This window comes from Sulfitobacter sp. M22 (genome assembly GCF_021736025.1).
Lineage (GTDB): Bacteria > Pseudomonadota > Alphaproteobacteria > Rhodobacterales > Rhodobacteraceae > Sulfitobacter > Sulfitobacter litoralis.
Genome location: NZ_WMEC01000001.1, coordinates 1,074,180 through 1,097,015, shown reverse-complemented (window position 1 = coordinate 1,097,015; position 22,836 = coordinate 1,074,180). Strand labels below are relative to the sequence as shown.

At 59.8% G+C, this 22,836-nt stretch carries 20 protein-coding genes; 9 read left to right on the top strand and 11 right to left on the bottom strand.

Features of this window, described 5'->3' with window-relative positions:
* Nucleotides 1-7: 7 nt before the first annotated feature.
* The 5 genes from GLP52_RS05490 to cysG are packed head-to-tail and all read right to left on the bottom strand — an operon-like array spanning nt 8 to nt 4,553.
* The gene (locus GLP52_RS05490; RefSeq protein WP_237271792.1) at nt 8-421 is read right to left on the bottom strand and encodes a DUF934 domain-containing protein; all 414 of its coding nucleotides are present in this window, start codon (nt 419-421) and stop codon (nt 8-10) included.
* Nucleotides 418-1,206: a phosphoadenylyl-sulfate reductase gene (locus GLP52_RS05485; RefSeq protein ID WP_237271791.1), complete on the bottom strand. Its 789-nt coding sequence runs from the start codon at nt 1,204-1,206 to the stop codon at nt 418-420. The genes GLP52_RS05490 and GLP52_RS05485 overlap by 4 nt, the downstream gene beginning before the upstream one ends.
* Entirely contained in the window at nt 1,196-2,860 is a 1,665-nt protein-coding gene (locus GLP52_RS05480) for a nitrite/sulfite reductase (protein ID WP_093733029.1), read from the bottom strand. Before GLP52_RS05480 ends, GLP52_RS05485 begins: the two co-directional genes overlap by 11 nt.
* Nucleotides 2,860-3,159, bottom strand: coding sequence for a DUF2849 domain-containing protein (locus GLP52_RS05475; protein WP_093733028.1), 300 nt, complete (start codon nt 3,157-3,159; stop codon nt 2,860-2,862). The genes GLP52_RS05480 and GLP52_RS05475 overlap by 1 nt, the downstream gene beginning before the upstream one ends.
* Entirely contained in the window at nt 3,159-4,553 is a 1,395-nt protein-coding gene (cysG, locus tag GLP52_RS05470; protein WP_093733027.1) for a siroheme synthase CysG, read from the bottom strand. Before cysG ends, GLP52_RS05475 begins: the two co-directional genes overlap by 1 nt.
* A 141-nt stretch (nt 4,554-4,694) precedes the next feature.
* Between cysG and GLP52_RS05465 the strand changes: the two genes are divergently transcribed.
* Nucleotides 4,695-5,156, top strand: a complete 462-nt coding sequence (locus tag GLP52_RS05465; RefSeq protein ID WP_005853026.1) for an Lrp/AsnC family transcriptional regulator — start codon at nt 4,695-4,697, stop codon at nt 5,154-5,156.
* Between the two features lie 11 nt (nt 5,157-5,167).
* On the opposite strand, the gene GLP52_RS05460 is transcribed toward GLP52_RS05465, so the two are convergent.
* Nucleotides 5,168-6,352: a cytochrome P450 gene (locus GLP52_RS05460; protein WP_237271789.1), complete on the bottom strand. Its 1,185-nt coding sequence runs from the start codon at nt 6,350-6,352 to the stop codon at nt 5,168-5,170.
* 71 nt (nt 6,353-6,423) lie between these two features.
* Between GLP52_RS05460 and GLP52_RS05455 the strand changes: the two genes are divergently transcribed.
* From GLP52_RS05455 to GLP52_RS05435, 5 genes are all read left to right on the top strand, one after another.
* A complete protein-coding gene (locus tag GLP52_RS05455) occupies nt 6,424-8,190 on the top strand; it encodes an ATP-binding protein (RefSeq protein WP_420544122.1) in 1,767 nt (588 codons plus the stop codon).
* Nucleotides 8,187-9,416 (top strand): sigma-54-dependent transcriptional regulator, encoded by a 1,230-nt coding sequence (locus GLP52_RS05450; RefSeq protein WP_093733024.1) that lies wholly within the window; start codon nt 8,187-8,189, stop codon nt 9,414-9,416. The genes GLP52_RS05455 and GLP52_RS05450 overlap by 4 nt, the downstream gene beginning before the upstream one ends.
* Before the next feature lie 247 nt (nt 9,417-9,663).
* Nucleotides 9,664-10,665 carry a DctP family TRAP transporter solute-binding subunit gene (locus GLP52_RS05445; RefSeq protein WP_093733023.1) on the top strand — a complete coding sequence of 334 codons (1,002 nt, stop codon included), beginning with the start codon at nt 9,664-9,666 and terminating at the stop codon, nt 10,663-10,665.
* Nucleotides 10,666-10,777: 112 nt separating this feature from the next.
* Nucleotides 10,778-11,458 carry a TRAP transporter small permease gene (locus GLP52_RS05440; RefSeq protein ID WP_237271787.1) on the top strand — a complete coding sequence of 227 codons (681 nt, stop codon included), beginning with the start codon at nt 10,778-10,780 and terminating at the stop codon, nt 11,456-11,458.
* A gap of 4 nt (nt 11,459-11,462) precedes the next feature.
* A complete protein-coding gene (locus tag GLP52_RS05435; protein ID WP_093733021.1) occupies nt 11,463-12,839 on the top strand; it encodes a TRAP transporter large permease in 1,377 nt (458 codons plus the stop codon).
* Nucleotides 12,840-12,942: 103 nt separating this feature from the next.
* Here GLP52_RS05435 and tpiA read toward each other — a convergent pair whose 3' ends face one another.
* From tpiA to rimK, 5 genes are all read right to left on the bottom strand, one after another.
* A complete protein-coding gene (gene tpiA / locus GLP52_RS05430; RefSeq protein WP_237271786.1) occupies nt 12,943-13,692 on the bottom strand; it encodes a triose-phosphate isomerase in 750 nt (249 codons plus the stop codon).
* Between the two features lie 99 nt (nt 13,693-13,791).
* The gene (locus GLP52_RS05425; RefSeq protein WP_093733019.1) at nt 13,792-14,136 is read right to left on the bottom strand and encodes a HesB/IscA family protein; all 345 of its coding nucleotides are present in this window, start codon (nt 14,134-14,136) and stop codon (nt 13,792-13,794) included.
* A 137-nt stretch (nt 14,137-14,273) separates the two neighbouring features.
* Entirely contained in the window at nt 14,274-15,485 is a 1,212-nt protein-coding gene (locus GLP52_RS05420; protein WP_237271785.1) for a glycerophosphodiester phosphodiesterase family protein, read from the bottom strand.
* A 126-nt stretch (nt 15,486-15,611) separates the two neighbouring features.
* On the bottom strand, nt 15,612-15,974 hold the full coding sequence (locus tag GLP52_RS05415) for an SUF system Fe-S cluster assembly protein (RefSeq protein WP_005853043.1): 363 nt from the start codon (nt 15,972-15,974) through the stop codon (nt 15,612-15,614).
* An 86-nt stretch (nt 15,975-16,060) separates the two neighbouring features.
* A complete protein-coding gene (rimK, locus tag GLP52_RS05410) occupies nt 16,061-17,443 on the bottom strand; it encodes a 30S ribosomal protein S6--L-glutamate ligase (protein ID WP_237273431.1) in 1,383 nt (460 codons plus the stop codon).
* A gap of 230 nt (nt 17,444-17,673) precedes the next feature.
* Between rimK and tgt the strand changes: the two genes are divergently transcribed.
* The 3 genes from tgt (at nt 17,674) to lon (ending at nt 22,711) form a co-directional block, all read left to right on the top strand.
* The gene (gene tgt / locus GLP52_RS05405) at nt 17,674-18,801 is read left to right on the top strand and encodes a tRNA guanosine(34) transglycosylase Tgt (protein ID WP_093733015.1); all 1,128 of its coding nucleotides are present in this window, start codon (nt 17,674-17,676) and stop codon (nt 18,799-18,801) included.
* Between the two features lie 105 nt (nt 18,802-18,906).
* Nucleotides 18,907-20,004: an alkene reductase gene (locus GLP52_RS05400; RefSeq protein ID WP_138923521.1), complete on the top strand. Its 1,098-nt coding sequence runs from the start codon at nt 18,907-18,909 to the stop codon at nt 20,002-20,004.
* A 295-nt stretch (nt 20,005-20,299) separates the two neighbouring features.
* On the top strand, nt 20,300-22,711 hold the full coding sequence (gene lon, locus GLP52_RS05395) for an endopeptidase La (protein WP_237271783.1): 2,412 nt from the start codon (nt 20,300-20,302) through the stop codon (nt 22,709-22,711).
* Nucleotides 22,712-22,836: the final 125 nt, after the last annotated feature.

The window sequence follows — 22,836 nt, the reverse complement described above, 5'->3', positions numbered from 1 at the left end:
AGCCCGATCAGCCGCGCAGTCGCGCCTGATAATTATGCTCTTGCCAGTTTGCGCGGGCCAACCATTGGTCCTGCGTTTGACGGGCGGCCAGATCATCGGGGATCTCTACCTCGTCAAAGCCGGACCGGCGGGCCATCGCGTATTGGTCCGCAATCACGTGGCCATGGGCCCGCAGCCGCCCCGTATAGCCGCGCAGACGTAGCTGGCGTGCAATGGTGAAACCGCGCCCGTCAGCCGAGCTGGGGAAGGCCACGCGGATCATCGAGATCGCACCATCAACAGGGATCGTTTCCGGTTGCACGTCAGATGGGACGTCAAGGGCGGTCGCACCCGCTTCTACGCCTTCAGCAGCGTCGAGGGGGGCATAGGTCGCGGTAAAATCATCCGCGACAAACCCTTGATCGTTGATCAACTGTGTCATGTCTTTGCTCCTACACGGACCATCTTGCCATCGACAAAATGAATTCCGCATTCTTCTTTTTCAATGTTTCTCCAGCGTCCGGCGCGGGGGTCTTCGCCCGGCTTCACCTTGGAGGTGCAGGGCGCGCAGCCGATGCTGGGATAGCCTTGGGCCACCAGCGGGTGCCGGGGCAGGCGGTTCTCGTCGATGTAGTCAGATACATCAGAGGCCTGCCAATGTGCCAGCGGGTTCACCTTGATCCGCGCGGGCGCATCCGCTGGGGCTTCGACCTCAAAGAACGGAAGACTGGCGCGGGTGCCCGACTGGAACCGCTTGCGCCCCGTGATCCAACCGTCGAACCCCTCTAGCGCGTGCTGAAGGGGCACGGTCTTGCGGAAGGCACAGCAGGCGTCAGGGTCGCGCAGATGCAGCGTCCCGTCGGGGTCTTTCTCTGCCACGTCCTGCGCGCGGATCGTCTGCACATTGCGCAGGCCCAACCGTTCGCTCAGCTCTTGCTGATAGACCAGCGTTTCGGCAAAGAGCATCTCTGTGTCGATGAACAACACCGGCAGATCACGTTTCACCATAGAGGCAAGGTGCAACAGGGCGACGGATTCCGCCCCGAAGCTTGAGACAAGCGCCAGATTGGGCACGTTGTCGATCGCGGCACGCAGCACGTCGGTGGCGCTGTGATGGCGCAGGCCATCGTTCAGCTTGTCCACCTGACGGGTCAGCGTTGCGACGCGGTCCGGCCCTTCGGGGAGGATTTTTTCCCCATTTGGAAGTGTCAGTTGATCACGCGGCATTGGCTTGTGCTTCCGGGTAGAGGGCGGCCTTGAACGGGGCAAGACCAAGACGACGGTAGGCTTGCAAGAAGGACTCGCTCGCGTCCGTGCGCAGATCAAGGTAGCCTATGACCAGCCGCTCAATCGCCGGGATGATCTCGTCGGCGGAAAAGCCCGGGCCAGCCCGTTCGCCGATGGCAGCGTTTTCAGTGCCGTCACCGCCCAGGGTAACCTGATAGTTTTCCACACCCGCACGGTCGAGACCGAGGATCCCGATGTGGCCTACATGGTGGTGACCACAAGCGTTGATGCAGCCCGAGATCTTGATCTTGAGCGGGCCCACATCGTGTTCCAGCTTCAGCTCGTCAAAGCGGGTCGCGATTTCTTGTGCGATCGGGATAGACCGCGCTGTCGCCAGCGCGCAGTAGTCCATGCCGGGGCAGGCGATGATGTCGCTGATCAGTCCGATATTAGCGGTGGCGAGGCCGACCTGCTTGAGCGACGCGTGCAAGGCGGGTAGGTCGCTGCGGTGCACATGGGGCAGGATCACGTTCTGCTCGTGGCTGATGCGCAGTTCGTCGTGGCCGTATTCGGCGGCCAGTTCCGCCATGCGGTGCATCTGTTCTGCGGTCGCGTCGCCGGGTGTTTCGCCATGCGCCTTGAGGCTGATCGACACGATGGCATAGCCGTCTTCACGGTGATCGGTCAAGTTGGTGTCGGCCCAGCTTTTGAACACCGGATCGCTGTTATAGGCGGCGGTAAACGTGTCGATTGGGGCCGTTTTAAACGTCGGGCTGGCGAAATCCGCCTCGATGCGCGACAGCATCTGCTGGTCAACGCCGGTGAACTGCGGGCGGATCAGCGCATAGCGGGCGTCCACCCGTGCGCGGATGTCATCGATGCCGTTCTCATGCACGGTGATCTTGATCCGCGCCTTGTACTTATTATCGCGCCGGCCCAGGAGGTTATAGACCGATACGATGGCTTCGAGCGTGGGCAACAGGTCTTCCGAGCTGACGAATTCATACAGCACCTTGCCAATCATCGGGGTCCGGCCAAGGCCGCCGCCGACGATGACTTGATAGCCGATTTCGCCGTCTTTCTCGACGATTTGGAGGCCGATATCATGGGCCTTGATCACCGCACGGTCATGGGGGGCGCCAGAGACAGCGACCTTGAACTTGCGCGGCAGGAACTGGAATTCGGGGTGGTCGGTGGACCACTGCCGGATCAGTTCGGCCACGGGGCGCGGATCGGCGATTTCATCCGCGGCGGCACCGGCGAAATGGTCGGCGGTCACGTTGCGGATGGTGTTGCCGCTGGTCTGGATGGCGTGCATGTTCACCTCGGCCAGCGCGTCCAGCATATCGGGGACATCGCGCAGCTGGGGCCAGTTGTACTGGATGTTCTGGCGCGTGGTGAAATGGCCGTAGCCCTTATCCCATTTGGCAGCGATATCGGCCAGCTTGTGCATCTGGCGGCTGCTGAGCGTGCCATAGGGAATGGCCACCCGCAGCATATAGGCGTGCAGTTGCAGGTAGAGCCCGTTCATCAGGCGCAGCGGTTTGAATTCATCCTCGGTCAGGGAGCCGTCAATGCGGCGTTCAACCTGCCCGCGGAATTGCGCGTTGCGTTCGGCGATAAAGGCGTCATCGAATTCGGTGTAGCTGTACATTATTGAACCTCCTCCTGCTTGCCATGGGTGTAGTTGCTTGGGCCCTTGGCGCGGAATGCTTCGCGGAAATGCGTTGGTTTAGGTGCGACAGAGCTGGTGTCGACATCGGCCAGATAGGCCCCGACAGTCAGGTCGGCCTGCTGGATCGCATCGATCAGGCGCAGGTCGGCGTCGGCCTCGTCGGTCAGCACTTCGGCTTCTTCAAGCTTGCGGGTCCAGCCGGTTGCGGTCTGGTAGATCACGTCGCCTTCAAGCAAGGCATTGGCTGTGACGACTTTGGGGGTAAAGGGCTTGGCCATTATGCCATCTCCTCCTGGAAAAATTCGGTTGTGGCACGGGCTGCAGCACGCGGGGCAAGGCCGTAAAAGGTAAGGGCGGGGCCAGCGAGGTCAGCCGCGGCAAGGTCAGTGGGCAAGCGGTCCAGCGTGGTTTCGACGATACGTTGGTTGGCGCGGGAGGCGTTTTCAACCAAGGTGACAGGCGTGCTGCGGTCCGCGCCATGCATCAGCAGGCGGCCTTGGATGTAGCGTGCGGATTTCTTGCCCATATAGATCGCGGCGACCTCGCCCGGGCGCGCGAGCGCGGCCCAGTCATGGTCAGCAAACCCCTTCATATCGTGACCCGTCAGGAACCGGACCGAAGCGTTGCGCCCGCGTTTCGTGAGACTTTGCCCGATGGTGGCCACGGCGGCAGAAGCCGACGTGATCCCCGGCACGATGTGCCAGCCGATGCCATGGGCGTCTACGGCGTCGATTTCTTCATCCAAGCGGCCAAAGACGGTGGCGTCGCCGGATTTCAGACGCACCACTTGGGCGCCGGATTGGCCGTGTTCAACCAGCAGATCGTTGATCGTCTCTTGCGCGGTGGAGGGGCCGAAACCCTCTTTGCCCACATCGATCATCAGCGCCTCGCGGCGGGCCAGTTCAAGGATTTCGGGGGAAATCAGCCGGTCATAGATCACCACATCGGCCTCATCCAACGCGCGGCGGGCCTTGAGGGTCAGCAATTCGGGGTCACCCGGGCCACCGCCCACAAAGGCAATGTGACCGGCGCGTGCGGCGCGGGACTGGTGGTCGACGAGCAGCGTGCTCAGCGCGTTTTCAACCGCCGTCTTCCCATCCGCCACGGCGCGGGGGCCTGCAGCAAAGTAATAGTCCCGCCAGAAGTCGCGGCGCGCACGGCCAAAGGGCAGGGCATCGGCCATCTTGCGGAAGCTTTTGCCAATGCGCGCCAGTGTGCCAAGGGTCGCGGGCAGGCGTTCTTCCAGATCCGCCTTGATCGCGCGGGCGAGCACCGGGGCCGCGCCTTCGGTGCCGATGGCGATAGTCACAGGATCACGATCCACGATGGCAGGCGTGATAAAGGCGCTGTCGTGAAGATTGTCGACGATATTGACCAAAGCACCCTCGGCGCGCGCAATTGCGGCGGTGCGGGCGTCTTCGGCGTCGTCCTCATCGGCGGCATAGAACAGTTTCGCGCACAGGACATCGCCATGGCGCAGGGCACGGGTGTGCAGCGTCAGACGGTCCGCGTCGGCCCAGGCGGTGATCTCGGGCGCGGGGGTCGGGGCAAAGACGCTAATCTTGGCTTGGGTCTTGAGCAGCAGGCGCAGTTTGGCCAATGCCGCTTCGCCACCGCCTGACAAGACGATGCGCTGGCCCTTGGTGGAGAGAAAGATTGGGAAGTGATCCATGTGGTTCGGTCCTTGCGCTTAGCTTGACCTCTATATAGGAAATAATTCCGATATGGCGCTAGGTGCTTGCGGATATAAGGACGTACGTTCTATTCTGCGCAGCAGACAGAACAGCAGACCACAGACTGAAGGGAAAACAGAATGGATGTTCGGATCGACGACGTAGACCGGAAAATTCTAGCGCAGTTACAGCGTGATGCGAGCCAGTCCCTGGACGATATTGCCCGCGAGGTAGGCAGTTCCAAGACCCCTGTGTGGAACCGGATTCGCAAACTACGCGAGGCAGGGGTGATCGGGCAGCATACGGTTGTGCTGGATGCAGAGGCGCTTGGCTTCGAGGCCTGCTTCTTCGTGTTGATCCGCACCTCGTCCCACGAGGCCGATTGGCAGGCCGCGTTCCTCAAGGCGTTGAAAAACCGCCCCGAAGTGCAAGAGGCGCACCGGTTGGCCGGGGACATCGACTATATTCTCAAGGTCCGCGTCAAAAACGCCCGCGCCTATGATGCCTTTTATCAGGCGCTGATTTCAGAGGTCCGCGTGCACAACGTCACAGCGCTGCTGTCGATGGAAGAGATCAAATCTACCACTATGCTGCCGCTGTAACGCAGGGCCGCTTACAGCGTGACCATCAACCGTTCCAGCTTGTGGAAATGGTAGGTATTGGCAAAGCGCGGTGCTTCGGCAAGTTGCAGGTTCGGCGCATGGTCAAAAAGCGCACGCAGCGCGATCTGCATTTCCAGCCGTGCCAGCGGCGCGCCGACGCAGAAATGCAAGCCGCCGCCAAAGGCCACATGTGCCTTGGCCGGACGGGCGGGGTCGAACAGATCGGGCTGGTCGTATAGCGCGGGATCGCGGCCAGCGGCCCCCAGCACCAGCGCGATTTTGCGGCCTTTTTCCAGCGTGACATCGCCCAGTTCGATATCCTCGTAGGCGAAGCGTTCGAACACATGCAGCGGCGGGTCGTAGCGGAGAATCTCTTCGACCGTGGCGTTGATCGCGTCGGGGGCGAGGGCGCTGGCAGGGGTGTTATTTTCCAGCAAGCAGGCGATCCCGTTGCCAAGCGCGTGTACCGTCGCCTCGTGTCCTGCGTTCAGCAGCAGGATACAGGTGCCGATCAGCGCGTCGGTGCTCAGCTTTTCGCCGTTTTCTTCGGCGGCGATCAGCTGGGTGATCAGATCGTCACGCGGGTCTTGGCGACGCTCATTGACATAGCGGCGCAGGAAGGCGGTGAAATCGGCGGCGGCGGTATTGGCGGCCTCTTCGGTCGCGCGGGTGCGGCCAATCTGATAGACGGCAACCATATCGTTGGACCAGCGCAGCAGATCGGGCCACATCTCTTCGGGTACGCCAAGCAGCCGCGCGATGATGCGCACGGGAAGCTGGGTGCAAAAGGCGGGGATCAGATCAAACGGTTCACCCTTGGGCAGATCGTCCAGTAAGCCTTGCGCGATCTCTTCGATCTCGGGGGCGAGGCCGGCAATCCGGCGCGAGGTAAAGGCGCGCAGCACCAGACCGCGCAGACGGGTGTGGGTTGGCGGCTCAAGCTCGAGCATCGACTGGTTTTCTACCGCGTAAAAGTCGTGCATGTGGTCAGGTGTGGGCTTGCGCTGGTCGGCGGGGACCTCACGGCCCAAACGGCGGTCACGCAGCAGCGCTTGCACCGTGGCTGCGTCAAAGGCGGCCAACATGCCATAGTCCTGCCAGAACAGCGCAGGGCCATCCGTACGGGCCTGCGCATAGGCACCATAGGGGTTTTGGACGAATTCGGGCTCAAGCGGGGAAAGGTTCAGCGTTTTCATGGGGCCTAGCAATAGCTGCGGCTCTGGTGTTTGCAAGCGGGTCTGTGCCAAGTAACGCTATGACCTCCGGAATGCGCCGCCGCGTCGCCAGTTTTGTGCTGTTTCTGATCACCGTGCTGGCGCTGTCCGGCGGGGTCTGGCGCTATGCCTATTTGCAAGGGCTGGATCAGCTGCATGCACGCGGGCAGGCGGATTTGTCGCTGGTGAGTGACCGGCTGGTCGGGCAACTGCAACGCTATCGCGACCTGGCGGTGTTTCTGGCGGATCACCCGCAGGTGGCGCAAGTGTTGGACCGTCGGCCCGTGGTCGAGGCCCAAGCGTTCCTGCAAAAGGTTGCTGACAAGACCACGGCGCTGGATGTGCAGGTGTTGGACCGGTCAGGCGATGTGATTGTATCCGCGCTTGGGACAGACGCGGCGCAGATGCCGCGGGCGGAACAGGGCTTTGTCCAGCGCGCATTGCGTGGCGCGCTTGGCTGGGGGCACGGCCCCGCAGCGCCGTTGACCGACCGGGCCTATTTCCACGCGGCCCCCGTTTTTGCACCGGACGGTCAGGTGCGCGGCGCGGTGGTGGTGTCGACCGATCTGAATGGCATCGATTATGACTGGCGCGGCAGCAATCCGGCGGCGTTTTTTACCGATACCAATGGCGTTGTCCAAATCGCCAACCGGTCAGAGCTGCTGTTCTGGGCGCGGCCCGAGGGCGCACAAAGGTTGGTGCCGCCTGATGGGGCGCAGCTTGAGTTCGCCGTTTCAGAGGTCGGGACCCATGAAATCTGGCGCATGGGCTGGGGGCCGTATCTGCCTGATGCCGCGCTGCACCTGACGCGTGCATTGCCGGTGGTGGGCATGACGGGCGAAGTCTTGCTAGATATCGAGGGCGCGCAGCGGCTGGCGCTGTCACAGGCGGCGGCGGTGGCAGCACTCTGCCTTGCCTTTGGCGCGCTGCTGTTTCTGGCCACCGAACGGCGTCGCGCGCTGTCGGATGCAAATGCCGCCCTTGAACGTCAGGTTGCCAAACGGACCGCCGCACTAAACGCCAGCAACACCGAATTGCGCCGCGAGGCCACAGAGCGCGAAGAGGCACAAGCCGCCCTGCGCCGTGCGCAGGCGGATCTGGTGCAGGCGGGCAAGCTGTCTGCGCTTGGGCAGATGTCGGCGGGCATCAGTCACGAACTGAACCAGCCGCTGATGGCGATCCGGTCTTTTGCGGAAAACGCGGTGCAATTCCTTGAGCGTGACCGTCCGGACCGGACGGCGGAAAACCTGACCCGTATCTCGCAGATGGCCGACCGTATGGCGCGGATCATTCAGAACCTGCGGGCCTTTGCGCGGCAGGAGAGTGTGCCGCAGACCCGTGTGGATGTGACCCGCGTGGTGGCCAGCGCACTCGAGCTGACCCAAACCTATGTACGCGATGCGGGGGTCACGCTTGAATACGGGCCCGCCAATGCGCCTGTTTGGGTGCGGGGCGGCGAGGTGCGGCTGGGGCAGGTGTTTGTGAACCTCATCACCAATGCCGTTGACGCAATGGGCGGCAGCGACTGCAAACGGCTGACCCTCACCGTCGATACCGCGGATCCCGTGCGCGTCACGTTTTGCGACACCGGTCCGGGAATTGAAATGCCGGACAAGGTGTTCGACCCGTTCTATACGACCAAGTCGGTGGGCAACGCTACCGAAGGCACCATGAGCGGCATGGGACTGGGGTTGTCGATCAGCTATGGCATCGTGCAAAGCTTTGGCGGAGACATTCGCGGCTCAAATCTTGATGCGGGCGGTGCGATGTTTTCTGTGACGCTGGAAAGCGCCGATACGGGTGAGGAGGGGCAGGCATGAGCAGAACCGTTCTTTTGATCGATGACGATGCCTCTGTCCGCGAGGCGCTGGCGCAGACGCTTGAGCTTGCGGATATCGAAGTAGTCGCGGCAGGGTCATTCGTCGCCGCCAAGGACCGTATCACAGAACGGTTTAACGGGATCATCCTGTCAGACATGCGCATGCCCGGGCGCGACGGGTTTCACCTGCTGTCCTACGCCCATGAACAGGACCCCGATCTACCGGTGATCTTGCTGACGGGCGAGGGAGATATCCCCATGGCGGTGCGCGCGATGGAGGCAGGGGCCTTTGATTTTCTGGAAAAGCCCTGTGCGCCTGCCGCGCTGCTGACGGTGATTGAGCGCGCGCTGAAGACGCGGGCGCTGGTGCTGGAAAATCGCCGCTTGCTGCATATCGTGGAAACTGGCGACCCGGCTGCACGGATGATCTTTGGGTCGTCTGATCTTTCAGAACGGCTGCGCGATAAGGTGCGCCGCGTGGCGCAGGCGCATGCCGAGGTGCTGGTCACCGGTCCGTCGGGGTCTGGTATTTCAAAAGTGGCCGAAGTGATCCACCTGTCCTCGCAGCGATCAAAGGGTCCTTTCGTGAAACGCGCCGCCGCGGGGCTGAGCCCGGATGACGTGAGCGATGCGCTGCATGCGGCGTCAGGGGGCAGTCTGTTTCTCGACGAGGTAGCCCAACTGCCCGCGCAGACCCAGCTGAGCCTGATCGAAGCGCTGGATCAGGTCCACGATGTGCGCCTGATCGCAGGCAGTGCGCGCGCGCTGCAGGCCCTTGTGACCGAGGGGCAGTTCCACGCGGATCTCTATTACCGGCTTGAAGTCATGACTGTGCGCATCCCGTCTTTGTCAGAGCGGCCCGAGGATATCGCCACGATGTTTCGCCGCTATGTCGATCAGGCGGCCGAGCAATCCGGCGTCCAGCCACCCGAGGTGACACCGCAGATGATCGCGGGTCTGATGGCGCGAGACTGGCCGGGCAATGCGCGCGCGCTGATGTCAGAGGCGATGCGCTTTGTCATGGGCGTATCGGACGAGGTCACGCCGGATGCGACCCTTGGCCTGTCGGATCAAATGGCACAAGTCGAACAATCGCTGCTCCGTGCAGCGTTGCGCCGCGCGCAGGGCCAGGCGAGTTCGGCGGCAGCGGCGCTCAAGCTGCCGCGCAAGACTTTCTATGACAAGTTGGCCCGCTACGGGATTCGGCCAGAGGACTTTCGCGGCTAGACTGTGCGGATTTTCGCACAAGGGCGGTGCACGGTGTGCGGTTATCCGCACAAATCGGATGGGTTTGGTCGATTTTTACCTTAATGACGGCACTTAAGCTTTTGATATTAAATATATTTAACGTCCCCTCCATCTTTCAAGTCCTCCGTCTTGTGAGGTCGGCAAAATAACGCTCTAGTATCGCCACCGCATTTGGAACGACCAGGTGCCGAGACTTGAAAAACAGTTCTCTGGGAGGAGACATCACATGAAATTCCTGACAACCACTCTGGTGGCGATGACGCTGTCCGTAAGCGCTGGTGCTGTCGCTGCGGCCTGTGATGATGGCGAAGTCGTCATCAAGCTGAGCCACGTGACCAACAGCGACCGCCACCCAAAAGGTATCGCCGCATCCCTGCTGGAACAGCGCGTCAATGACGAGATGAACGGTAAGGCCTGCATGGAAGTTTTCCCGAACTCCACGCTGTACAACGATGACCAGGTTCTAGAAGCGCTGCTGCAAGGCGACGTACAGATGGCGGCACCATCGCTGTCGAAATTCGAACAGTTCACCAAACAGTTCCGCATTTTCGATCTGCCCTTTATGTTCAAAGACATCAACGCTGTAGACGAGTTCCAAAACTCCGACACCGGTGTGGCGATGAAAGAATCCATGACGCGCCGTGGCCTACTGGGTCTGGCGTTCTGGCACAATGGCATGAAGCAGATGTCGGCGAACAAGGCACTGAACGTGCCGTCGGATGCCAATGGCCTGAAATTCCGCGTTCAAAACTCCGACGTATTGAAAGCACAGATGGCAGCGATGGGTGCGTCGCCGCAGCCAATGGCATTCTCGGAAGTTTACGGCGCGCTGCAAACTGGCGTTGTTGACGGTCAGGAAAACACCTGGTCCAACATCTATGGTCAGAAGTTCTTTGAGGTGCAGGACGGGACAACCGAAACCAACCACGGTGTTCTGGACTATATGCTCGTGACGTCCACCGACTGGTGGGACAGCCTGGACGCCGATGTGCGCGACCAGCTGGCGACAATCGTTCAAGAAGTGACCGAGACCCGCAACGCGGAATCGTCCAAAGTGAACGCCGAAGCCAAGCAGGCGATCATCGACGCCGGTGGTGTTGTGCGTGAACTGGACGCAGCACAGCGCGAAGAGTGGGTTTCTGCGATGAAGCCCGTTTGGGAAGAGTTCACAGCGGACGTCGGTCAGGAAAACATCGACGAAGCCCAAGCGATCAACGCCAAGCACTAAAACCTGTTCTGCCCCGTCTGACTGCAGACGGGGCATTTCAATTGCGTCAGGCCCCGACATGCCCCACGGCGTGCGGGCCTGATCCACTCTCCTCTCACAGCGGAGCATTTCCATGTCACATGGTGTTCAATCTCATTCTGCGCTCGGGCGCATCGTCAACGAGCTTGAGGAAACGGCGATTGCCCTCATCCTTGGCCTGATGACCCTCATCACCTTTATCAACGTCGTCCTGCGCTATGGTTTTAACACCGGCATCATCTGGGGATTGGAGGCAGTGACGTTTCTGTTCGCCTGGCTGGTCCTGTTCGGCATGAGCTATGCGGTCAAGGTCACGGCGCATTTGGGGGTCGACGCTGTCGTAAACCTGTTTTCGCTGCCCAAACGTCGGGTTCTGGCGCTGGTCGTAGCGGTGATCTGTGTGGTCTATGCCGCGTTGCTGATGAAGGGCGCGTGGGATTACTGGGCACCGTTCGCGGGGCTGGACGCCACTACCGGCCGCTGGTTCCCCACAGGGTTTGCCGATAGCCGCGATCAGGCGTGGTATGAAACCGTCGATATCCCAATGCCGGACTGGCTGCGCTTTATCGAGCCAATCATGAACGAGGGCGAAACCTACGGCAAACTGCCCCGTTTCATCCCCTATTTCATGCTGCCCTTCGGCATGGCGCTGTTGCTGTTCCGTTTCATTCAGGCCGGTTTGCGCGTCCTTAACGGGCAGGCCACAGCGATGATCGTTAGTCACGAGGCCGAAGATGATATCGAAGCCGTCAAACACATGAACGCGGAGTCCTAAGCGCATGGAAGTCCTTATCCTCTTTACCATGATCGTCGGGCTGATGTTGCTGGGCGTTCCGATTGCCGTCAGCCTCGGCTTCTCGTCGATCGTCTTTCTGCTGGTGCTGTCCGACAGCTCTCTTGCGTCTATTGCGCAGACGTTCTTTCAGGCGATGGCGGGGCACTACACGCTGCTGGCGATCCCGTTCTTCGTGTTGGCGTCTTCCTTCATGTCGACTGGCGGTGTGGCCAAGCGGATCATCCGTTTCTCTATCGCGCTGGTCGGGCATTTTCCCGGTGGTCTGGCGATTGCGGGTGTCTTTGCCTGTATGCTTTTCGCGGCCCTGTCCGGGTCTTCGCCTGCAACGGTCGTTGCCATCGGCTCCATCGTGATCGCGGGGATGCGTGAAACTGGCTATACCAAGGAATTCGCCGCCGGTGTCATCGCCAATGCGGGCACCTTGGGCATCCTGATCCCGCCGTCCATCGTGATGGTTGTCTATGCCTCTGCCACGGATGTGTCCGTTGGCCGGATGTTCCTTGCGGGCGTTATTCCGGGTCTGATGGCGGGCACCATGCTGATGCTGACCATCTACATCATGGCGCGGGTTAAAAAGCTGCCACAGGGCGAATGGCGCGGCTGGGGCGAGGTCTTTGCCTCGGGGCGTGAAGCAGGCTGGGGCCTGATGCTGATCGTCATCATCCTTGGTGGTATCTATGGCGGTATCTTTACCCCCACCGAAGCCGCTGCGGTGGCCGCCGTCTACGCCTTCTTTATCGCGGCCTTTGTCTATCGCGACATGGGCCCGCTGCACGTCGAAGGCGAGGGGCGTAACCTGTCGCTGATGCGCAAGCCGATGGCGCTGGTCACCGTGTTCTTCCACCGCGACACCCGCGACACCTTGTTCGACGCCGGTAAGCTGACCGTGACACTGATGTTCATCATCGCCAATGCGCTGATCCTCAAGCACGTGCTGACCGATGAACAGATCCCACAGCAAATCTCGGCGGCGATGCTGAATGCCGGCTTTGGTCCGATCATGTTCCTTGTGATCGTCAACGTGATCCTGCTGATCGGTGGCCAGTTCATGGAGCCGTCGGGCCTGCTGATCATCGTCGCGCCGCTGGTCTTCCCGATTGCGATTGAACTGGGCATCGACCCGATCCATCTGGGGATCATCATGGTGGTCAACATGGAAATCGGGATGATTACCCCGCCGGTGGGTCTGAACCTCTTCGTGACCTCGGGTGTGGCGAATATGCCGATGATGAATGTGGTCAAAGCCGCGCTGCCGTTCACCGCAGTTCTGTTCGTCTTCCTGCTGATGGTGACCTATATTCCGGTCATCTCGACCTGGCTGCCGACATTGATGATGGGGCCGGAGATTATCACCCGCTAGCGGGACTGGGTCCAACACATAGAAGTAGAAAAGGCGGCGTATCCCAGTGGATGCGCCGCCTTTTGTTTGTGTCCTGCCATGAGTTTATTTGGCAAAATGAAGGTCAGGCGGCAGAGAGCGCCTTGAGGATGGGGACGAAATCAGCGGCCTTAAGGCTCGCGCCCCCGATCAGGGCACCGTCCACGTTTTCGACCTTGAATATATCCGCCGCGTTGTCCGGTTTTACCGAGCCGCCATACAGCAGCCGCAGCGCGTCGGTGACATCACTGCCAAAGCGTTTGGCAAGTTCGGCGCGGATGAAATCATGTACTTCGATGATCTGATCGAGCGTCGGGATTTTGCCAGTGCCAATCGCCCAGATGGGTTCGTAAGCGACCACGGTATTATCGCCCGTGCAGCCATCGGGCAGGGAGCCCGCGAGCTGCTTGGCGATGACATCCAATGTTGTACCTGCGCTGCGGTGTGCTTCGCTTTCGCCGATGCAAATGATGGCGGTCAGGTCTGCGGCCCAAGCGGCTTGCGCTTTGCGGGCGACGTCAGCGTCGCTTTCGGCATGAGCCTCGCGGCGTTCTGAATGCCCGACGATCACGTAAGTCGCGCCGATGTCCTTGATCATCGGGGCAGAGATATCGCCAGTGAACGCGCCTTTTGACTCGGTATGGCAATCCTGTGCGCCGATGCCGACGGAGGTACCTTGCGCAGCAGTGACAGCCGGCATCAGATAGGCGGAAGGCGGGCAGATCACGGCCTCTGCACTGTCGCTGCCCATCGCAGTGGCGACATCGGCCAGCATGTCCAAACCGGCCAGCGAGCCGTTCATCTTCCAGTTTCCAGCGGCAAGCTTGCGGCGCATGTGCATATCCTTCATGTGGTTTTACAAAGGGATACCAGCGCCACCCCGACAGGGCAACGTCAAGCTCACGTCACACGCAGCGCGAACGGCCGGCTGCCGTTAGCCGAATTTGATGGATTCGCCGCACCCGCAGGCTTCGGTCACATTGGGATTGCGGAACTTGAAGCCGGATTCCAGCAGCGAGGTTTCATAGTCGATTTCGGTGCCGAAAAGAAACATCTGTGCCATCGGCGCGATCATCACCCGCGCGCCGTCCTGTTCGACGACTTCATCGTTGGTGTCGGCCTCGTTCACATACTCCATGGTATATTCCATGCCGGCGCAGCCCCCTTTTTTGATGCCGATGCGCAGACCGGCATGGCCTGCGGACGTCATCAGCTTGGTGATCTGATTGGCGGCTTTGGGGGTGATGGTGACGGCTTGCTTGCCTGGGATCGCGAACATGCTGAATACTCCTGTTACCGACAAGATAAGGCCTTTGGCGCGGTTTCTCAAGCGGGGGTCTGCATAATAGCAATAGGCCGCCCCCGAAGGGACGGCCCTGTCGTCAAACGCTGCTGCGCAAGGTCATATGCTGTTGTTCACAGCCCCATGCAGTTTGCGTAATAGGTTACCGTTGCGGGCCAGTCAGAGAAGACACCCTTTACGCCCGCTTCTTGCGCCAGAACATCAAGCGCAACCAGATAGTCGCTGTCGTCGGTGATGATGTCGCCGACCGACTGGAAGTACCAGCCACCGCCTGTGGACAGCGGACCAGAGCGTTCCAGCGTCCAGGCAATCAGGTTCAGACCGGCTTCGCTTGCTTTCATCGCATAGTCAGAGGCGGCCAATGTGCCGTCTTTGTTGGTCAGCAGCATGTTCAGCGAGGGGGCCAGATACTGCACGCCTTGCTCTTTCAGCTGGGCGAAATCCTGTGTCCAGGTGCTGGGGTCCTGTTCGTCGAAACCGTCGCTCCATTCCACAAGATAAACGGCTTGCTTCCCGAATTCGGGCTCTGCCTTGATCCAGTAGAGCACGTCATCCAGGTTGAACGACTGCGCCCAAACGTCCGAGGCAGGAATGCCCGCGGCTTTGTATTCGTCGATCATCTTCTGCGCATAGTCTTCTTGGCCGAAGCCGTCATGGGGCATCTCGACCGAAGGGGACTTGAGCTCGGGGGTGAATTTCGCGCCGAGGGATTTGAACAGCTCGATCGATTCCGCGTGGGTCATCAGATCGGCACCGTCGCTATAAAGCTGCGTGCGGAAGCTGGCGACGCCGCCCTGATAGTCTTCGGCAGTCGTGGCAGTGGCGTCGGCGCTGTCCATCTTGGGGGTCAGCGTTTCGAACTCGGCCAAGGTGATGTCAGAGGTGCGGCATTCGGCGCTGGCACCTTCTTCGCCCGCAGCAGCGGTAAAGCCCGCGGTGCATTTCTCGGCCAGATCGGAGACGAGGATATTGGTGGTGGTGTGCAGATCGTTCTGCGCGTGGCGGCAGACCAGTTCGTGATCTGCTGTAAAAGTCACGTCACATTCCAGAATGCCTGCACCCTGACGGGCCGCAGCAACGTTGGATTGCACGGTATGTTCGGGGAACATCAGCGGCGCGCCGCGGTGCCCGATCGAGAAATCGGTTTTCGACGGCGTCTGGCCCATGCAGGAAGCCAGCTTGTCCTTAAGCTCACCATCGGGGAGCTTGTCCACCAGATAGGCGGGACGGGGACCGTATTCGACGGGCGTGGGGGTGCTATGGGCATCGGCCAGCAGCGCGGTCGGGGCCAAGGCCAAAGCTGTTAGGGCAGTTGTTAGTCGCATGATCGCTCCAATATAAATCATCTGGCTGCGGTGTGGCTACCGGATGTTACAATAGTGCGACCATTGCGTGAAAGTGATGTAAAATCAACCGGGACGTGAAATGCGCCCCGATGTTTGCCCGTGGGCTTACATGAATCCCAGTTCAAGACGCGCTTCGTCAGACATCATGTCCATGCCCCATGGTGGTTCCCAAACCAATTCCACATCGACGGTTTTCACACCGGGCAAGGGTTCAACCGCATCGGCGACCCAGCCGGGCATCTCGCCTGCGACAGGGCAGCCGGGCGCGGTCAGGGACATCTTGATGTTGACCTCGTTTTCCGCGTTGATGTCGATCGTGTAGATCAACCCCAGCTCATAGATATTCACTGGAATCTCAGGGTCATAGACGGTGCGGCAGGCTTCGGTGATCTGCTCGTACAGCGGATGATCCGTTGACGAGGGCGCAATCAGAGGGGTGCCTTCAAGAGGTTGTGTGCTGTCGGTCATCAGGGCCTCGCTCCTTTTTCTTATCGTTTATATAGGGATTGCAGCGGGCACCGTCCAGAGGGCGGAGCCGCGATCCAATGCGGAACCTACGCTTTGCGCTTGCGCACCGGCTGCGGCTTTACCCGCGCTTCGATCATATCATAGACCATGCCGACAATATCCTTGCCGGTGGCTTTCTCGATCCCTTCGAACCCGGGGGAGCTGTTGACCTCAAGCACCTTTGGCCCGCTGTCCGAACGCAGCAGATCCACACCGGCCGTGCCCAGACCAAAGGCCCGTGCCGCACGCAGGGCGGTGTCACGTTCAACCTTGGTGATGCGTACGACCTGAGCGGTGCCGCCACGGTGCAGGTTGGAGCGGAAATCGCCATCCGCACCGGTGCGCTTCATCGCAGCAACGACTTTACCGTCAACCACAAGGCAGCGCAAATCCTCGCCCGCCGCTTCCTTGACGAAATCCTGTACCAGAAAGTTCGCCTTGAGCCCGCGGAATGCATCGATCACGGATTCAGCGGCCTTTTTTGTTTCAGCCAGCACGACGCCCTTACCTTGGGTCGATTCCAGTAACTTCACAATCAGGGGCGCGGTGCCCACCAGCGCCATCAAGTTCGACGTATCCTTGGGCGAGGCGGCAAAAGCGGTCGTGGGCATACCGATTTTTTTCGAGGCCAGAACCTGATGTGCGTGCAGCTTGTCGCGGCTGGACAGAATGCCGGCAGACCCGTTGACACAATAGGTGCCGATGGTTTCGAACTGCCGGATCACCGCGCAGCCATAGGGCGTGACCGACGCCCCGATCCGCGGGATCACCGCGTCATAGCGCGGCAGACGCTTGCCGTCGTAATGCACTTCGGGCGCCATGGCGTTGATCGCCATATAGCAGCGGGTGGTGTCGATCACTTCGACGGTGTGGCCGCGGGCTTCGCCGACTTCGACCAGACGCGATGTGGAATAGTTGCTGGCTTCACGGCTTAGCACGGCGACGCGCAAGGCCCGTTGCGGCGCTTTGTGACGTACGGCAGCGGTGTGGTAGACGTCATAGCTCAAGTCCGGCTGTAGCCGTTTTTCGGTGGGTGAGATGGTGATGTGATCTGTCAGCGCCTGACGGCCCAGCAACATGCGGCTGGTCATGCCCGCACGGTTGGTCAGGGTCACGTCAATGGGCCAGCTTTGCCCCGCGACATCCATCTTGGTCGAGATGACATAGCGCAGCTCTGCCTCGCCATTGGACGAGGTGACCTCGCGCCGATCAATGATCGGGGCAGAGCAGGTGATGGTGATGTCTTCGTTGCCAGCCACAGGGTGCACATTGAAGCGCACTTTTGGCTTGGATGCAGGCCCAAAGACTTCGATGTCATGGGCATGCAGCGCCGAGGTGCGCGCGCCGGTGTCGATCTTTGCCTTGATCGCAGGCAGGCCCAGATCAGGAAGGGCAACCCATTCTTCCCAGCCAAACGTCAATTCTTGCATGTCACACACTCCGGCACAGCTAAATGATCCCGCCGCCTAGCAGGTCGCTCGCGTCTACTCAAGCCACGACACCGGTTTCCAAATGGCATAAATCCCGGGGTCCGGGGCAGCGCCCCGTTGGTTCTCGCTGGATATAGCGCGGTTTTGCGGACCTTCCATGACAGCCGCCGCGATCGGGCATATGAACTGCATGATTGCGCCTGTCTTGGTGACATCTTATAGCCGCAGTCATGAAAAAATTCTCGTTTGATCTTCAGGCCCGCGATGGCGCGGCGCGTACCGGTGTCATTTCTACCCCACGGGGCGATATTCGCACACCTGCCTTTATGCCCGTGGGCACCGCGGCCACGGTCAAGGCAATGATGCCCGAAAGCGTCGCGGCCACGGGGGCTGATATCCTACTGGGCAACACCTACCATCTGATGTTGCGTCCCACTGCTGAACGGATCGACCGTTTGGGCGGTCTGCATAAATTTATGAACTGGGATAAACCCATCCTCACGGATTCTGGTGGGTTTCAGGTCATGAGCCTATCGGATCTGCGCAAGCTGACCGAAAAGGGCGTGACCTTTAAAAGCCACATCGACGGATCAAAGCACGAGCTTACGCCTGAACGCTCGATGGAAATCCAAAAGCTGCTCGGCTCGGACATTGTGATGTGTTTCGACGAATGTCCTGCCTTGCCAGCGGATCGGGCGCGTATTGCTGAATCGATGCGCCTGTCTATGCGGTGGGCCAAACGCAGCCGCGACGCTTTTGGCGACCGTCCGGGCTATGCGCTGTTCGGTATCCAGCAAGGTGGTCTTGAACAGGATTTCCGCGAGGAAAGCGCCAAAGCGCTGATGGAAGTGGGCTTTGACGGGTATGCCGTCGGCGGTCTGGCCGTGGGCGAGGGGCAGGAGGCGATGTTCGGCTGTCTGGATTTTGCTACAGATATGCTGCCTGTGGACCGGCCGCGCTATTTGATGGGGGTGGGCAAACCCGACGATATTGTGGGTGCCGTTGCGCGTGGCATTGATATGATGGATTGCGTCTTGCCGTCGCGGTCCGGGCGTACGGGGCAGGTTTTCACCCGTCACGGTGTTGTGAATATCAAGAATGCACGCCACGCTGACGACCCGCGCCCGTTGGACGAAGCCTGCACGTGCCCGGCGTGTTCGAACTACAGCCGCGCCTATCTGCACCACGTGTTCCGCAGTCAGGAAATGATCTCGGGGATGCTGCTGACATGGCACAACCTGCACTATTTCCAAGAAATCATGGCCGGTATGCGTGGTGCCATTGCGGCGGGCACTTTTGATGCGTGGCAGGCTGATTTTCATAGCCAGCGGGCACAGGGCGACATCGACCCGCTTTAGGAAAACCTTCCATTGATTGGAATAAACCTGCGCCCCGGTCCTTGTGATGACGGGGCGGAGGTTTAGGTGCTGTAGTCAAGAGACAAAACCCCATAGGAGCTTTCCATGACTGAGGCATTATTCACCCCGTTGAAAACCGGCGCAATCGAGGCCGCGAACCGCATTGTTATGGCCCCGCTGACCCGCAGCCGCGCCAATGATGACACCGGCGAAGTCGGCGATATGCACGTCGAATACTACGCACAGCGCGCCGGGGCCGGGATCATCATCACCGAAGCGTCCCAGATCAGCGCCGAAGGCAAAGGGTACATCAAAACGCCGGGCATCTATACCGAAGGTCAGGTTGCCGCATGGAAAAAAGTAACGGATGCGGTGCATGCCAAAGGCGGCAAGATCGTGATCCAGCTGTGGCATGTGGGCCGGATCAGCCATGTTGATATCCAGCCGGATGGTCAGAAACCCGTCGCCCCGTCGGCCATCGCGGCGGATGTTAAAACCTTTACCAAGAACGGGATGTCCCCCACATCCGAACCCCGTGCGCTGGAGCTCGACGAGATGCCGCGCATTGTCGCCGATTATGTCCACGCGACCAAAATGGCACGTAAGGCGGGCTTTGACGGGGTCGAGGTCCACGGGGCCAACGGCTATCTGCTGGATCAATTCCTGAAAACCTCCAGCAACAAACGTGATGACGCCTATGGCGGGTCGGTCGAAAACCGTGCGCGCTTGCTGTTCGAAGTGCTGGACGGTGTTGTGCATGCGTGGGACAGCGATCACGTCGGTCTGCGCTTGTCGCCGTTTTCCCCTGCGAACGCGATCGCCGACGACAACCCGCAAGAAACCTTTGATTACGTTGTCGACGCGCTGAATAAATATAACCTGGCGTATCTTCACATGGTTGAAGGGTCGACAGGCCAGTCGCGCGATCTGGACAGCAACGAAGACCTTGGCAAGCTGCGGTCGCTGTTCAACGGCGTCTACATGGCGAACAACCTGTATGACCGCGACATGGCGATTGACGCAGTTGCCAACGGCAAGGCTGATCTGGTGGCCTTTGGTCGTCCTTATATCGCGAACCCCGATCTGGCCAAACGGCTCGAGCTTAACGCACCGCTGAACGACGGTGACACAAGCACCTTCTACGCAGGTGGGGAAGAGGGCTATACCGATTATCCCTTCCTCGAGCAGGTCGCTGCGGAATAAGCTCGCTAAGCGCGAAAAAGCACATTTCCGGCCCGTTTTTTGTCATTCGGGCCGGTTAACCATGGTTATTGGCGCTTTTCGGCGCTAATCATGCGATCCGCGCTTGTCTGTCCGCCGGTGGCGGTTCATTCTAGGGAGAACCTCTCGCCAGATGACCCGCATACGAACGGATCACAGCATCATGGGGATTGAAACAGGCGAGTAGGGTCCCCAAGTATCCTACTCAGAACAGGAGATGAACGAACGGTCGCCTAAGATAGGGGCCAGTGTCATCTTGCAGTATAAGGAAAAGAGCATGTTAGAGCCTCTGAACGCATCCTACCCGGTGTTGCCCCTGCGCGATATTGTGGTGTTCCCCCACATGATCGTACCGCTTTTTGTAGGCCGCGATAAATCCGTGCGCGCCCTCGAAGAAGTCATGGCCGATGACAAGCAGATTTTGCTGTCCAGCCAGATCGACCCCGGTGTGGATGACCCCGATTCCGACGGTATTTTCAACACCGGCGTGTTGGCGAATGTGTTGCAACTGCTGAAGCTTCCCGACGGCACCGTAAAGGTGTTGGTCGAAGGTCAGGCGCGGGTGCGCATCACTGAATACCTTGAGAACGATAGCTTCTTTGAAGCAACAGCCGAATACCTGACGGAAGAGCCCGGTGACGAGACCACCACGCAGGCGCTGTTGAAATCCGTCGCCGAAGAGTTCGAGCGGTATTCCAAGGTCAAGAAAAACGTCCCCGAAGAAGCGCTGTCCGCCGTGACCGAAGCGTCCGAGCCTGCACGTCTGGCTGATCTTGTCGCCGGACATCTCGGGATCGAGGTCGAGCAGAAACAAGACCTGCTCGAGACCCTGTCGGTGTCCGAGCGGCTCGAGAAAGTATATGGTCTGATGCAGGGCGAAATGTCCGTTCTGCAGGTCGAGAAAAAGATCAAGACCCGCGTCAAATCCCAGATGGAGAAGACGCAGCGCGAGTATTATCTGAACGAGCAGATGAAAGCCATTCAGAACGAGCTTGGCGATGGTGAAGACGGCAAGAACGAAGTCGCCGAACTGGAAGCCCGTATTGCGGACACCAAGCTGAGCAAAGAGGCCAAGGAAAAGGTCGACGCCGAGCTGAAGAAGCTTAAGAACATGTCGCCCATGTCTGCCGAAGCCACCGTTGTGCGCAACTACCTCGACTGGATTCTGTCGATCCCGTGGGGCGTAAAGTCGCGCACCAAGAAGGATCTTGGGAAAGCACAGCAGGTGCTGGATGATGACCACTATGGCCTTGAAAAGGTTAAAGAACGCATCGTCGAATACCTTGCCGTCCAGCAACGGTCGAGCAAGCTGAAAGGCCCGATCATGTGCCTTGTCGGCCCTCCTGGTGTGGGGAAAACCTCGCTTGGGAAATCTGTTGCCAAGGCCACGGGGCGCGAATTCATTCGCATCTCGCTGGGTGGTGTGCGGGACGAATCCGAGATCCGCGGTCACCGTCGGACCTACATCGGTTCCATGCCCGGCAAAATCATTCAGGCGCTGAAAAAGGCGAAAACCACCAACCCGCTTATCCTGCTCGACGAGATCGACAAGATGGGGCAGGATTTCCGTGGCGACCCCGCATCGGCCATGCTCGAGGTGCTTGATCCGGAACAAAACGGTACATTCGTCGACCACTACCTTGAGGTGGAATACGACCTGTCGAATGTTATGTTCCTGACCACATCGAACAGCTACAACATGCCCGGACCCTTGCTCGACCGGATGGAGATTATCCCCCTGTCTGGCTATACCGAGGATGAAAAACGCGAGATCGCGAAACAGCACCTTGTGGCCAAGCAGATCAAGAACCACGGTCTGAAGGCAAAGGAATTTGCCATCGAAGACAGTGCCTTGACCAGCATGATCCGCTACTACACCCGCGAGGCCGGCGTGCGGAATCTTGAGCGCGAGATCGCCAAGGTTGCGCGGAAATCGTTGACCAAGATCGTCAAGAAAGAAGCTGACGCGATTACTGTCACGGGCGACAACATCGAGGATTTCCTCGGCGTGAAAAAGCACCGCTACGGCTTGGCCGAGCTTGAGGATCAGATCGGTGTCGTAACCGGATTGGCCTACACCTCGGTCGGTGGCGAATTGTTGCAGATCGAAGCATTGCGCCTGCCGGGTAAGGGCCGGATGAAAACCACCGGTAAGCTCGGCGATGTGATGAAGGAATCCATCGACGCGGCGAGCAGCTATGTGCGGTCGATCAGCCCCAAGATCGGGGTAAAGCCGCCCAAGTTCGATACGCTGGATATCCACGTTCACGTGCCGGATGGTGCAACGCCCAAAGATGGTCCCTCTGCCGGTCTGGCGATGGTGACATCGATCGTGTCGGTGCTGACCCAGATTCCCGTGCGTCGCGATATTGCGATGACGGGGGAGGTGTCCTTGCGCGGGAATGCGATGCCAATCGGCGGCCTGAAAGAAAAGCTGTTGGCGGCGCTGCGTGGTGGGATCACAACGGTTCTCATCCCGACCGAGAACGAAAAGGACCTGCCGGATATTCCGGATAACGTGAAAGAAGGGCTGACCATTATTCCCGTCAAGCACGTCTCCGAGGTGTTGAAACACGCGCTGGTCCGTGAGCCGCAAGCGATTGAATGGGATCAAGATGCGGAGGACGCCGCCGCCGCCGCTGCTTTGGCCCGTCGGAACGCCGCAGGTGACAGTGCCACAGCGCACTAAGCTGCAACGCCAATGACGATAAGTCCGCCCCTCGGGGCGGGCTTTCTAACATAAGCCATATGAATTTTCGCCCGATACGGGTTTGGCACCAGGCCTTTCTGGATGACCTGCCGCCGCCTCGCTAG

Excerpts from the sequence above, each read along its gene's own strand:
- GLP52_RS05490 (WP_237271792.1), bottom strand. The coding sequence starts at position 421 with ATGACACAGTTGATCAACGATCAAGGGTTTGTCGCGGATGATTTTACC.
- GLP52_RS05485 (WP_237271791.1), bottom strand. The coding sequence starts at position 1,206 with ATGCCGCGTGATCAACTGACACTTCCAAATGGGGAAAAAATCCTCCCC.
- GLP52_RS05480 (WP_093733029.1), bottom strand. The coding sequence starts at position 2,860 with ATGTACAGCTACACCGAATTCGATGACGCCTTTATCGCCGAACGCAAC.
- GLP52_RS05475 (WP_093733028.1), bottom strand. The coding sequence starts at position 3,159 with ATGGCCAAGCCCTTTACCCCCAAAGTCGTCACAGCCAATGCCTTGCTT.
- cysG (WP_093733027.1), bottom strand. The coding sequence starts at position 4,553 with ATGGATCACTTCCCAATCTTTCTCTCCACCAAGGGCCAGCGCATCGTC.
- GLP52_RS05465 (WP_005853026.1), top strand. The coding sequence starts at position 4,695 with ATGGATGTTCGGATCGACGACGTAGACCGGAAAATTCTAGCGCAGTTA.
- GLP52_RS05460 (WP_237271789.1), bottom strand. The coding sequence starts at position 6,352 with ATGAAAACGCTGAACCTTTCCCCGCTTGAGCCCGAATTCGTCCAAAAC.
- GLP52_RS05455 (WP_420544122.1), top strand. The coding sequence starts at position 6,424 with ATGCGCCGCCGCGTCGCCAGTTTTGTGCTGTTTCTGATCACCGTGCTG.
- GLP52_RS05450 (WP_093733024.1), top strand. The coding sequence starts at position 8,187 with ATGAGCAGAACCGTTCTTTTGATCGATGACGATGCCTCTGTCCGCGAG.
- GLP52_RS05445 (WP_093733023.1), top strand. The coding sequence starts at position 9,664 with ATGAAATTCCTGACAACCACTCTGGTGGCGATGACGCTGTCCGTAAGC.
- GLP52_RS05440 (WP_237271787.1), top strand. The coding sequence starts at position 10,778 with ATGTCACATGGTGTTCAATCTCATTCTGCGCTCGGGCGCATCGTCAAC.
- GLP52_RS05435 (WP_093733021.1), top strand. The coding sequence starts at position 11,463 with ATGGAAGTCCTTATCCTCTTTACCATGATCGTCGGGCTGATGTTGCTG.
- tpiA (WP_237271786.1), bottom strand. The coding sequence starts at position 13,692 with ATGCGCCGCAAGCTTGCCGCTGGAAACTGGAAGATGAACGGCTCGCTG.
- GLP52_RS05425 (WP_093733019.1), bottom strand. The coding sequence starts at position 14,136 with ATGTTCGCGATCCCAGGCAAGCAAGCCGTCACCATCACCCCCAAAGCC.
- GLP52_RS05420 (WP_237271785.1), bottom strand. The coding sequence starts at position 15,485 with ATGCGACTAACAACTGCCCTAACAGCTTTGGCCTTGGCCCCGACCGCG.
- GLP52_RS05415 (WP_005853043.1), bottom strand. The coding sequence starts at position 15,974 with ATGACCGACAGCACACAACCTCTTGAAGGCACCCCTCTGATTGCGCCC.
- rimK (WP_237273431.1), bottom strand. The coding sequence starts at position 17,443 with ATGCAAGAATTGACGTTTGGCTGGGAAGAATGGGTTGCCCTTCCTGAT.
- tgt (WP_093733015.1), top strand. The coding sequence starts at position 17,674 with ATGAAAAAATTCTCGTTTGATCTTCAGGCCCGCGATGGCGCGGCGCGT.
- GLP52_RS05400 (WP_138923521.1), top strand. The coding sequence starts at position 18,907 with ATGACTGAGGCATTATTCACCCCGTTGAAAACCGGCGCAATCGAGGCC.
- lon (WP_237271783.1), top strand. The coding sequence starts at position 20,300 with ATGTTAGAGCCTCTGAACGCATCCTACCCGGTGTTGCCCCTGCGCGAT.